Below are 12,795 nucleotides of genomic sequence, written 5' to 3'. Positions count from 1 at the left end.
AAAACTACCTTTTTATTATTAACATACCCTATTTTTTTGTGCAATAAAAAACATAAACCATTAAAAACAATTGATTAAAAAGCCTTTTTGACGCACAATAAAAGATATATTGAAATCGTTATTCTATTTATTTTTCCTCTTGCGCTCATTCTGAACTTGTTGAAGAATAAAGCGCGCTGATCCTTCAACAAGTTCAGAATGAGCGCGGGAAGAAATATTATGAAAGTTACACTCCATGAGTATCAAAGCCGGACTTGTTGGACTTCCTAATGTTGGTAAGTCAACCCTATTCAACGCATTGACCAAATCAAGCATTCCAATGGAAAATTACCCCTTCTGCACAATTGACCCTCATGTGGCAATCACAGAAGTTCCTGATGTACGCCTTGAGCAGCTCAGAAAAATTTATAATTCTAGCAAAATAATTCCTGCAACAGTAACGTTTGTTGATATTGCAGGCCTTGTTAAAGGTGCCGCAACAGGAGAAGGCCTAGGAAACCAGTTTTTAGGCAACATCGCCCAAGTTGATCTTATTTTGCATGTATTGCGCTGCTTTGAAGACCCAAGCATCATCCGCTCAACAGAAATTGATCCCATCAACGATTTTGAAATTATCATGGCAGAACTCATGCTCAAAGATATCGAGGCCATTGATAAACGCCTTCCAAAAGTAGAAAAATCACTCAAAGGCAAACTCTCTGGCGCAGAACAAAAAAGCCTTAATGATGAAATAGAACTGTTAAAAAATGTTCGCATTGCCCTCGAACAAGGAAATGCTCAAACAGCACGATCATTAGTAATAAATGCCCATGTTCAAACTACACCACTACTCAGCACAAAAAACTTCCTTGTTATTGCAAACATTGCTGAAGGTGAACTAGAAGACAAACAATATCTCAATAACAAACACTACCAAGCCTTAGTGAAACATTTTGGTACAGAACATGTTGTGCCAATTAGCGCACGCATTGAATATGAACTCACACAAATGGACGTAGCAGAAGCCCAAGAATTTATGGATATGATGGGCATAATGCAACCAGGCCTTGATACCATTATTAAAAAAACCTATGACAATCTTGGATTGATCACCTTCTTTACCTGTGGCCCCAAAGAAATTCATGCCTGGCCAGTGCGCAAAGGCACCACAATCCGCCAAGCTGGTGGAGAAATACATTCTGATATAGAACGTGGATTTATTTGCTCAGAAACCTTCAGCGTTGACGACCTCATGGCCCTCAAAACAGAACCTGCCATTAAAACAGCAGGAAAAATGCGCATAGAAGGCCAAAACTACCTGGTCCAAGATGGTGATATCGTTCACATTAGATTTAACGTGTAACAATAATTTTTTTGTAAGAATAGGAAACTTAATCATGCCAGTCTTCTCCATCAAGAGCTTCCCATTCTTTAATAATTTTTAATCTATCGTCATCGCTATTCGCTTGCATAAAAGCCTCTTTAAGAGCTTGCTTTTTTTCCTTTAGCGCATGTCCGGTGAACACATATTCATATGCCTTTATATCGTGCCCAAGATCTTTAGCAACACTCGCGACAGCATATAAAGGATATGAATGTATTTTTTCATGCACAGAATAATTTTGTGTTGAAAATCGTGATCCATAGGGAGAGTCTTTATGACTCTCCAAAAACATATGCATACTTCTGAGCGTACTACCAGAACCACTTTTCACTTCCACAGGAATCACTGATCCTTTATGTGTAATCAAATAATCAACTTCCGCCTCACTACCAGGCGTATTTCTACGCCAATAGAATAGTTTCGTCTTATAAGAGGGATGAGCATAAGCTAAAAATTCTTGACCAATTGTCGCCTCAATAATAGATCCCTTATTAACAAACTCCTGTTCAGGTTGCAAAAACCATGCTTTTAAATCAAGACCCAGCATGGCTTGTGCAAGCGCACTATCCAAAAAAATGACTTTAAAATCTTCAAGATCAGCTTCTGCACCTAAAGGAACTCCATTACCTGCACTACGTACCACAGAATGCACAACACCTGCTGTTGTTAATAAATCTAAGCATGGCGATAATTCACGCTTTCTATACTCTCCTTCAATTGCGCTATATTTAAATTTTGTTCCCAAAAACCGCGGAATCGCATCAAATAAAGTCGATACATATTTAATCTGAAATTTATCCGCATATTTACCAAAATCCTGACGATACGTATCGAGCAATGTATGATGCACTTCAAAACTCAGTGATGGATTTCCACTATCTTTCCAAAGCATTACCGCTTCAGGCATACCACCAATTGCGCAATATTCACCAAATAAAGAAAGTAATTTGTGGTGAACTGGTTCACTTAATGGGACAATAAATTTTCCTGGCACAAGTTCTTGCGCAAGTATTTCATAACCACATGCACATAAAAATTCGAAAAATGAAAGTGGATACATATACAACGAAACAACACGCCCAACAGGAATCCCCGTCGATTGTATCGTAAAATCAAGCAGTGATCCAGCAGCAATAACATGGAGTGCCGGTAGTTTTTCATAAAAATAACGAAGCGCAGTCAAAACTTTAGGAGTATTTTGGATTTCATCAAAAAATAATAGTGTTGATCCAGGAATTATTCGTTTACGGGTGAGCAAAAAAAGATCGCGAATAATGCGCTCTGGCTCAAGATCACCTTTTTCAAAAATGCCTTGAGCTCCTTCTGTTAGTTCAAAATTAATCTCAACCATATTCTCGAAGATTTTTCCTAATTCACGCACCGCATATGTCTTTCCAATCTGACGAGCACCACGTAATAATAAAGGTTTTCGATATGGTGAATTTTTCCATTCACGCAGGTAATAATCAACAAAACGCTTCATAGGAAAATCTTTCATGGTTAAAAAAGACGCATGATTTTAAGATATATGGTTAAATTTTACGCATACTTTATTAAAAAGGTCAATAGGCTTTTGACAAAAAAGCACATGTGCTACTCTAAATACAGATGGAATTTACTATTGTTCGCCAAAAAAAGGACCCTCATGACACACAAAAAACGCATTCCAGTCTTTATTTCGCTCTTATTAACGGGTATAATCGCCCTTTCGACTATCACAATTAAGCCCATTGAACTGCCAGCGCAGCTTCAAAATGCCCAGATATACGCAAAACAGCGCGCAAAATTTGCAAAAGTGATGGCACAAGCCATCGCCAAGCATTTTTGGCAACAACCGTGTCCTCACACCCTTATTGAAGAAAGATTAGCGCAAGTGTACGGACCAGGATTATTTCCTACGCAAGAAAACATCAACGGCGATGTTGAAGCATTATATGCTGCGATTTTAGAAAATTTACTTATTGATATATCGCCAGAGGAGTTCCTTCTTGGTGCATCTTCATCTGCATACCAAATTGAAGGTGGCCTTGATGCAACTTCTGCCGCTGCCCGCTTTTATCATAATGTAGCAGGTTTACCAATAGCTGGTGACGCAATTGATTTTTATCATCGTTATGAAACAGATATTAAACAGTTAGCAGAAGAATTACATATTAACGCGTATCGCATATCTCTTGCATGGAATAGAATTCAACCACAACAAGGCATGTTTGATATACAAGCAATTGAATTTTATAGAAATGTAATAACCACCCTTCTTGCACAGGGTATTAAGCCCATGGTTGTGTTCCATCATTATGATATACCACAATGGTTTGAAGATTTAGGCGGATTTGAATTGCAAGAAAACGGAAAGTATTTCCAACAATTCTGCCTTACTGTTTACACCGAGTTGGCGAGTGAACTAGGTGATTGTCTTATCTCTACGTGTAACGCACCAGAAGGACCTGCATTTAAAGGATACTTCACTGGTGATGGTACGCCAGGTGAAAAAAATAACATACAAAAGACACACACCGTGATTGCTAACATGTACTATGAACTTGTTGACACCGCATTAGCAATTCAAAAAGAATACACTACATTAAAACGCACAAACCCAGAATTAAAACAACCATCAATTGGTACACAAATTAACGTAGTGCTTCTTGATCCTCATGCTGATAGCCAAACAAACTGGAAAAACAAACTAAAAACATCTCTTGGTTGTGCTATGGCAGACTACATTCAGTCTGGTGGAACATTTAGCTTTTTGGTAAATGGTGAATATTGTATGTACACACCTAATGCTGATTTTATGAAAGTCGCAAAAGGTATTAATGTGTATCGCTATCATCCACATGCACATAAAGCATTTGATTGGATTGGTGTGAATATTTATTCAAACAGATTCTTGAATGGTTTTGAGCAAATTACTGGCGATAAACTTATTGAAGCAGATGAAGAACGTTATACTGACAACGCAAACTACCGTAACTACCCAGAAGGTATTTACCGCGCAGTGCAGATGATATCAGATAACGTTGCGGTTCCTCTTGGTAAACTAAAAAACAAAAACGGTAAACCACTTCCAATAATTGTCACGGAGAACGGTATCGCAACTAAAGATGATGCCAAACGTACACGCTACTTCCAACGTGCAATCTGGACAATTACACAGCTGATTAAAGATGGATACGCCGTTGTTGGTTACTTACCATGGACATCGCATGATAATTATGAATGGCCTACGAAAGATAACCCGCAAGGTTTTGACTCAAAATGTTATGGCTTTTTTGCAGTAAACATGGATAAAAATTCATCAAAGTATTTACAAAGAACACTCAAAGACGGTTCGCGTTATTATGCCAACTTTGCACAGACATTTTTTACTGTGGCATAAGTAATACTCGTTATTAACCAGCCCTGATTGTTGAAATCAGGGCTTTTTCTTTTATTTTTATCAAAAGTCGTGCTAATCTGGTAGTCAATGACCAAAATAGCACAAAGGAATCCTATGCACTTATTGAATCGCGATATCCATGACACAATTTTACGATTTGCCAAATTTCCTGTTGTCGGTCTATTTGGCCCTCGACAATCGGGAAAAACAACTCTGGTTAAAAATATCTTCAAAAATTATGTCTATCTTAACTTCGAACATCCTGAAACGCTGGAATTTGCCAAACAAGACCCAAAAGCATTTTTAGAAAAATACGAAAACGAACATGGCATTATTTGTGATGAATTCCAACATTTTCCGCAACTGCTTTCGTATATACAACTTGAAGTTGATACAAAAAAACGCCCAGGTTACTTTGTGCTCACCGGCTCACAAAATTTTTTGATGAACCAAGCAATTAGCCAATCTCTGGCGGGAAGAATTGGTATTTTGACATTACTCCCACTATCAATTCATGAATGCGCCGAAAACAAAATTTTACTACCCGATACCAATGAAATGATTGTTAAAGGAAGTTATCCAAGAATATATACCGAAAACTTTACACCCGATGAATTGTATCCTTCATACATTCAAACATACATCGAACGAGATGTCCGATTACTCACTAATGTTGAAAATTTAAGCACCTTCAAAAAATTTATGAAATTATGTGCGGGAAGAGTGGGACAGTTGTTAAACATTTCTGATATTGCAACCAATTGCGGCATCACTCAAAAAACAGCAAACAATTGGATCTCCATTCTTGAAGCGAGTTACATTATTTTTTTACTACAGCCCTACCATGGAAATTTTAATAAACGCATTACAAAAACCCCAAAATTATATTTTTATGATACCGGTGTTGCATGCTCACTTTTAGGTATAAAACAATCATCAGATCTTGAATTGAGCCCATTTCGCGGACACTTATTTGAGTGTTTTATCATTGCCGATTTATTTAAACAGCATTTCAATAAAGGCACCACCGCGCCACTCTATTTCTGGCGAGACAAGAATGGGTTAATAGAAATTGATTGCTTGATTGATAATGGTGGCAACCTAACGCCTATCGAAATTAAATCAGGAAAAACAATTGTTGCAGATTTCTTTACGTCACTTGAAAAATGGAATGCAATCGCTCAAGCAGATCCTAGTCACGGTTATATCATTTATGGTGGTGATGATGCACAAAGAAGAAGTAAAGGAATCGTTATTGGTTGGCAACAGGCTGGCGCCATCATCAACAAAATATAAATTTTGCACACTATAACAATCTTGCTAAATATCCATCTCCTATTATCATTATAGTAGATGGATATTGTTATTCATCATCCCTATTTGTCACTGCTACATCAACATAAGGCACACTATGAAGCACATCAAAACAATAAAATCTCTTTGCAGCATAATTACACTCGTTCATTGCACATTACTGCCAACGACCTATTGGAAATGGCAAAATATTACTATAAATACAGTACAATTCCCTGCATCATTTGAGTGGGGACTTACTACCCTCGCATATGAAACTGAAGGTTATGCAAAGACAAGCACTTGGTATGCGTGGGAAAACCATATGAAATATGATGGAACACCATTTACCAAAACTCGTTCTGGCAATGGCATTGCACACACGCAAAACTATAAAGAAGACGTGCAACTGATGAAAGAGATGGGTATTACAACCTACTGCTTTTCTCTTGACTGGAGTAGAATTGAACCAGAGCAGGGACGTTTTGATGAAACAGTGCTACAACATTATGCAGATCTGTGTGATGAATTAATTAAAAACAACATTGCTATTACTGTCGTTTTAAAAGATTATTGTGATCCATTGTGGTGGGGTTACGTAGGTGGTTTTGAACATGAAAAAAATATCTATCTTTTTGAACACTATTGTTTAAAAATGCATGAACTGCTTGGTACAAAAGTAGATCGTTGGATTACCTTCTGGGCACCTGAAAATTATGCTGTACTGGGATATCTCATTGGTAGTACTCCACCAGGAGTACGCAGTCTGCACCGTGCAGCAACTGTATTAAAAAATGAATTTGAAGCACATGTACGTGTGTACAAAGCAATCAAAGCAGCTCCCCACGGCAACACCAGTCGAATTGGTATTATCAAGCATGTACACATCCTTGAACCATGGCACGTTTGGGACCGTGCAAGTTGTTACATTGCAAACATGCTCACCAATAATTCATTTTATACTTTTTTCACTACCGGAACATTTACCGTTAAAATTCCTCTTCCTGGTAGAGCCGGCGCATGGGTACAACATACCAATGCATATGCACCAAAATCACTCGATTTTATTGGTATCAATTACCATAGTCACGGTTACATGAAAAATATTTTTAATCATATTGGCAACCCAAGTGAAATTCCAACAGATGTTACTGGTATCACGGTATACCCTGAAGGATTGTATTTGGCAATCAAAGATGTATCGGACAATGTAGCAAAAAAACTAAATATTCCTATGATCATTACGCAAAATGGTATTGCTACACATGATGAAAGCATCAGAGACTTATTTATCAAACGTCACCTGTATGCGCTGCATAAAGCAAAAACTGAAGGCCACAACGTAGAAGGATATTACTACTACAGCTTTTTAGATGGTTTTTCATGGGGCAGTTATGACACGCAATTTGGGCTTTTTTCCGTTGATCGCAAAACATTGGAACGCAAGCAAAAAAGTGGCGCGCAATATTATCTTGATATAATAAAAAAAAGATAATCTTGCATAACATCACATCACATGATATAAAATTGTATATTCATAAAAAAGGAATATCATGAATATACGATTTTTTTTGCATATGTACTCTGTGCTTGCACTACCTTTTGCAACACACATTTCGACATAAAAAACCTCACCTTAGATCAAAAAATTGGCCAGCTCTTTATGGTTGCTACAGTTGCAGATGAAGAAGTTGCCAAGGATTGTATAAACAGAAAAACATATCGTCTTGATAAAGAATATATTGAACAACTTATTGCGGAATATCATATTGGTGGAATAATTTATTTAGGAAAAAGCGATTACAAAAAACAAATACAACGAACAGAACATTTTCAAAAACTATCAACAATTCCACTGCTTGTTGGACAAGATCTAGAACCGGGCAGAATTGGAGCTGCACGCTTTCCCGATTTTTTTAATTTTCCCACCAATAAACAACTCAGTACACTCAATGATGAAGAACTCACCTATCAAATAGGCCGTGCTATTGGTGGATTATGCAAAACACTCGGAGTGCATATCAATTTTGCACCCGTTGCAGATGTTAATAATAATCCAAAAAATCCTGTCATTAACGATCGATCTTTTGGTGACAATCCAGAATTGGTAGCACAATATGCCATTGCTTTTGCTCGTGGGCTGCATGATGTGGGAATAATTGCATGTGCAAAACATTTTCCAGGACATGGCGATACTAATGTTGACTCACATTATGATTTACCACTGATACCACATGACAAAGAAAGATTACATGCAATTGAACTTTATCCTTTCAAGCAGTTAATCGCTGCGGGCATTCCAACCATTATGATCGCACATCTTGCAGTTCCTGCCTATGAATCCCAAGAAAAATTACCTTCAACTTTATCAAAAAAAATTGTCACCAATCTTTTGCGAAAAGAACTTGGTTTTGATGGTCTTATAATTACCGATGGTCTTGATATGGCTAGTGTTACACAAAATTATTCCGATGGACAAGCTGAACTACATGCGCTACTTGCTGGTAATGACATTTTACTATGTCCTGTTGATGTTCCAGATGCAGTTGCTGCAATCAAACAGGCAATTCATGATCAACACATCACTGAACAAGAAATAGATACACATGTTGAAAAAATTCTAGATGTTAAAAACGCGCTTAGAACTTATGCATCAATCAATTAAAAAAACAAATGCTTTACTTTTCCGTTCGCCCTGAGTGTTTTTGTCCTCAAAAAAGTATCGAAGGGTAATCCTAGAAATAATTAATATTTACATTGAAGATTCAGAAATCAGAATAATACTAAAATCTAAACAGACTCTTATTAATTTACACCCTTCGATACATTCTACTTCGCATAAAGCTTCGTAGAACACTCAGGGCGAACGGAAGGGATGGGTATTCTCAATGTTTCTTCCGTACATCCTGAGTGTTTTTGTCGCCAAAAACATATCGAAGGATCAGGACGAACGGAGTTCAGGTACTTAATATGACAACCCACCCTTAACCCAAATCGCCCATTGTGAACACATAGCATTATTACAAGGATTGGTATTAGCAAATTCACCAGAAAGACCTATACCCAAATACGGATCAATATCATCTCTGTTATCCCAAATGCAACCAACGTAACCAAATATTTTGTTTGATAATGCACGCGGCAAAATACCAGATTCATTATTAATATCATTATCACTGAGTAATATTGCAGGGTTGGAACCACGCACTTGTACTTGTGGTATCGCTAGTGCAGCAGAATCTGTAGCATTTAACTGATTCAATATACCCGCAGCAGTCGAGGCAAGCGCAGGTTGATTATCAGCATTTAAATTTGCAAAATTACCGTTACCATTATCCTGACCTTTTAAGATAGTCGCTTCACTTTGCGTAGCGTTCAAAGCAATAGCACTGTTGTCTGCTGTAAAACCATAAATTTGTGCATCACCTTTCAGTGCAAATCTATTTTCAATAAACGTATCCCGACAATGTAATTTTTCCTTACTATTCGCCCAGAAATTATAACCCAAATCAAGTTCAAAACCATCTTTTTGATATGCAAGCTTTAACACAATATCGGTTTGTACACCGATACTTATGTGTGTATCAAACGTTGTGTAATTAATCGCAGGAAACAAATTACCTATGTATTGATTTGTAGGAGCACTGCCATTAATAAGTAAGTCTTGTGCAGGACTTTCAATTTGTTCTAGTAAAATATACCTGCTACCATTACCATTTTTGGTAAAATCAAAAGAACGCTTTTGTTGTGATGTGCACAAGTGCGACACATGAGCATCAAAATATAATCCTAAGCGTTTACCCTTCTCTTTATTTTGCCACATAATTCCATGTGCAGATACACCTCCACCAACATCCCAGTGATGTCTGTTACCTACAATATCTTCAAAAATGAATTCTGCGTTTGTTGCATTCCCTGTTGGTGCACCTACACGAAAATTCAATCCCACATGATAACGCGGTTGATTATAATTCCATCCCAATGTTGCGGTAAGTTCTGCTATTCTACTGCGCGTTTGTCGGCCAAAAACCTTACCATACTGCAATGGATCTTGCATATCACCAAATGTTGTATTTCCACGTAATGCTTCAGTCACACTTTGCGGCAGGCTTGATGCAGGAATATTTATATCACTCATATACCCTGCTGGATAGAAAGCTGTTCCTGGATCAATATTGACTTCTCGGGCATAAAGATTCCATTTTGTTTGAACAATAGGTAAATGCACCATTATAAATAAACCAGGAAGATATGCGTCAAAAGCCTGAAACCAATTAAAATCTACAATCACATTACTAATATGCGGAGAAAAAATAACGGTACTAGAAAAACTTGCAGGAAGACCAAAATAATCTGCTAAAATATCACCTTCTTTACGATCCGCTCTACTACCGGAAAAGTGAAGACATTCTGACCCAAATAAAAATTCTGATATTTGATGAGGCCTAATCGATCTGGCATATTCTACTGTCGCAGCAATTGTTCCGTAATTACTGTCTTGATCATATTTATAGATAATTTGTTGCCATCCGGCAAGTTCACGAACCCCATTCAATCCTTGCGAACGAATCCCAAAAACTGTTTTATCTCCAAAACAAATCAAATCCATGTTCGTAAAAAATGTCACTCCAACAATAAAAAATAGTAAAACTTTTTTCATTACTTCCCCTTATGCTGATTATGCTGATAAAGGTATTAGCCCGTTTCTTCTAGCATCAGCCTAGAATAAGCATCAAGAAAAACACAATAATTTCTCTACCTCAGCCAGAAAACTGTTGCCTTACATCTTGTATTTTTTGTTATATTAAAACTGAATTAATATGTTATTTTTTATAAAAGGATAATTTAAATCATGAAAAAAATATTGTTTTTTATTGTTCTGGGGATCTCTCTGGAACTATCAATAACTACAGCTTATTCCATGTTTTCATCAACAATCCAGATGAAAAAAAGAAAACCTCAACCACAAAAAGAAAGACAGTCGAAATTACCCTATTTTAGAAAAATCATGGAAAAATGGGCACATTTTAATGAATTTACCAAAAAACACGCTTATAGACTTTCTAGAGATGGCATGGAAACATCATCTACCTGGAGAAGAGCTGCAGTACGTGCTGCTCAAAAAGACAATAATGATATACAAGCGATCGCACTCCATATTGCCAGTTTTATACAAGAAGCAGCGAAACCATTATTTTATCATCAGAATAGATTTATCTACAATGAACCTGTAATCGAAGCTATGAAAAACGCTTCGATAGATACTGCAGATTTAGCTAAACATGAAGAACTAACAATTCGCATACTTTATGATGATGAATTTGTTTATTCAGAGCCTCTGTGATGATCTCTAATGAACACTGCATTTAATTCATTTACGTAATCAAAAACAGTCTTTTTTCTCTCTTTTGTCAAAGCATCTGCCGCATCTATCACATGATCAACCCAATACGCATTGAATATCTTACCTTGCGCAAATTTTCGTTGCTGACAACCAAGAGCAAGTTTTTTTGCAAAATTATAATCAAGACACAATAGGCTATTACGTGCACGCGGAGAAACAGATACACTTCCGTAACAACCAAAACTTACCAATTTACGATTTTTATCACTCTCAGTTATCCCAAATTCTTTTTCTTCACCACACATAATATTTTCATCCGTGGTACCGTAATTATTCTCCCAAAAATAACTATCTACTGGCCAAGTATAATCAGTATGACTTTCATAAATCTGCGTAAACATTACAAGCCGCTTATTGTTACTACGCATCCACCCCAATGTTGGCCACTCACCTTTTTGGCGCGCCGCTACCCAATCTGATGGTTTTAAAATCGGGTCATAATTATTTTTTGAGATAATTTCTTTTATATCACGTACCATTTTTCCAAGATCAGCATGATCCTGAAAGACAATAGTTATCACTGCTTTTGGATGACTCTTCAGAAAATTAAAAATACGGTTCATCTCATAGTGCAATGTTTGATATAACGGCTTACCATTTTTCCTAAATACAATACTTTCTTCTGTCGGATGAGAACATACAACACTCACACCTTCTCTAATAATTGATGACCAACTATTTGACCAATCATAAATACTTATCATCAAGCCGCGTACTCCGGTTGATAACATTCCCAAGATCGTCTGCTCTTGCAATATATATTCAGTAAAAAAGCGAGGATACTTTTCTGCCGCATGCGCCCCAACATACCGATATTGTGCATAGTTCAATGCATCTTCTGGTTCCTTGAAATAATCTTTATCGGCATTTGCTTGCTTTAAATCTTCTTCATAGCGATCATCATATGAAGGAATATATGGCGCAGTAACAGCACTTACTTTTGTATTTACTGTAAATAAGGCGATCAAAACAAACGACCTACCCAAATGAGAACTTTTTCCAGCGCTCGTCCTGAACTTGTTGAAGGATTGTATTCGAGCGCTCTGATCCTTCAACAAGTTCAGGATGAGCGCAAAGAATACATGAAAAAACTTAATAATTATTGCTAGATACTTCATCTTGTTATTACTCCCTACCCCTAAAAACAATATGTCCAATTGTAATTTTACACAATTAGCATCATAAAATTCTAGAGATCAATATTATTTAGACTTAGAGCCCATCCCTAAACTAGAAAAAAGCCTTTAGAAAAAGTAAAATCTCCTTAAGAAACAACCGAAAATTGATTCAAAAGGAGATTTACACATGTGCCATACTAAAAATTGTTATGAAATTTGCATAAACAAAGCGTTT

At 36.8% G+C, this 12,795-nt stretch carries 9 protein-coding genes; 6 read left to right on the top strand and 3 right to left on the bottom strand.

Features of this window, described 5'->3' with window-relative positions:
• The first annotated feature begins 235 nt into the window (after positions 1-235).
• Positions 236-1,342, top strand: coding sequence for a redox-regulated ATPase YchF (gene ychF, locus VJJ26_01040; protein HLC06748.1), 1,107 nt, complete (start codon positions 236-238; stop codon positions 1,340-1,342).
• Positions 1,343-1,370: 28 nt separating this feature from the next.
• On the opposite strand, the gene VJJ26_01035 is transcribed toward ychF, so the two are convergent.
• On the bottom strand, positions 1,371-2,846 hold the full coding sequence (locus VJJ26_01035) for an AAA family ATPase (GenBank protein HLC06747.1): 1,476 nt from the start codon (positions 2,844-2,846) through the stop codon (positions 1,371-1,373).
• 162 nt (positions 2,847-3,008) lie between these two features.
• Here VJJ26_01035 and VJJ26_01030 point away from each other — a divergent pair, with 162 nt between their 5' ends.
• The 4 genes from VJJ26_01030 to VJJ26_01015 all read left to right on the top strand — a co-directional run bounded on the left by VJJ26_01030 (position 3,009) and on the right by VJJ26_01015 (position 8,703).
• Positions 3,009-4,745 (top strand): family 1 glycosylhydrolase, encoded by a 1,737-nt coding sequence (locus tag VJJ26_01030; protein HLC06746.1) that lies wholly within the window; start codon positions 3,009-3,011, stop codon positions 4,743-4,745.
• Between the two features lie 114 nt (positions 4,746-4,859).
• Entirely contained in the window at positions 4,860-6,041 is a 1,182-nt protein-coding gene (locus VJJ26_01025; GenBank protein ID HLC06745.1) for an ATP-binding protein, read from the top strand.
• 115 nt (positions 6,042-6,156) lie between these two features.
• Complete coding sequence (locus VJJ26_01020; protein ID HLC06744.1) at positions 6,157-7,533, top strand: family 1 glycosylhydrolase; 1,377 nt, start codon at positions 6,157-6,159, stop codon at positions 7,531-7,533.
• Between the two features lie 36 nt (positions 7,534-7,569).
• Entirely contained in the window at positions 7,570-8,703 is a 1,134-nt protein-coding gene (locus VJJ26_01015; GenBank protein ID HLC06743.1) for a glycoside hydrolase family 3 N-terminal domain-containing protein, read from the top strand.
• Positions 8,704-9,003: 300 nt separating this feature from the next.
• Here the strand turns inward: VJJ26_01015 and VJJ26_01010 are convergent, their stop codons facing one another.
• Positions 9,004-10,698: a hypothetical protein gene (locus VJJ26_01010; protein ID HLC06742.1), complete on the bottom strand. Its 1,695-nt coding sequence runs from the start codon at positions 10,696-10,698 to the stop codon at positions 9,004-9,006.
• 192 nt (positions 10,699-10,890) lie between these two features.
• Between VJJ26_01010 and VJJ26_01005 the strand changes: the two genes are divergently transcribed.
• A complete protein-coding gene (locus VJJ26_01005) occupies positions 10,891-11,382 on the top strand; it encodes a hypothetical protein (protein ID HLC06741.1) in 492 nt (163 codons plus the stop codon).
• On the opposite strand, the gene VJJ26_01000 is transcribed toward VJJ26_01005, so the two are convergent.
• Positions 11,364-12,410, bottom strand: a complete 1,047-nt coding sequence (locus VJJ26_01000) for a hypothetical protein (GenBank protein HLC06740.1) — start codon at positions 12,408-12,410, stop codon at positions 11,364-11,366. The genes VJJ26_01005 and VJJ26_01000 overlap by 19 nt on opposite strands.
• Between the last annotated feature and the right edge of the window lie 385 nt (positions 12,411-12,795).

The organism is Candidatus Babeliales bacterium, assembly GCA_035288105.1.
GTDB lineage: Bacteria > Babelota > Babeliae > Babelales > Vermiphilaceae > SOIL31.
Note: the sequence above shows the minus strand (reverse complement) of the source record. Positions and strands in the feature narration are given on the sequence as shown.

Bases quoted from the DNA above. Each gene is read 5' to 3' on its own strand.
- VJJ26_01005 (HLC06741.1), top strand. From the start codon at position 10,891: ATGAAAAAAATATTGTTTTTTATTGTTCTGGGGATCTCTCTGGAACTA.
- VJJ26_01010 (HLC06742.1), bottom strand. From the start codon at position 10,698: ATGAAAAAAGTTTTACTATTTTTTATTGTTGGAGTGACATTTTTTACG.
- VJJ26_01025 (HLC06745.1), top strand. From the start codon at position 4,860: ATGCACTTATTGAATCGCGATATCCATGACACAATTTTACGATTTGCC.
- ychF (HLC06748.1), top strand. From the start codon at position 236: ATGAGTATCAAAGCCGGACTTGTTGGACTTCCTAATGTTGGTAAGTCA.
- VJJ26_01020 (HLC06744.1), top strand. From the start codon at position 6,157: ATGAAGCACATCAAAACAATAAAATCTCTTTGCAGCATAATTACACTC.
- VJJ26_01030 (HLC06746.1), top strand. From the start codon at position 3,009: ATGACACACAAAAAACGCATTCCAGTCTTTATTTCGCTCTTATTAACG.
- VJJ26_01035 (HLC06747.1), bottom strand. From the start codon at position 2,846: ATGAAGCGTTTTGTTGATTATTACCTGCGTGAATGGAAAAATTCACCA.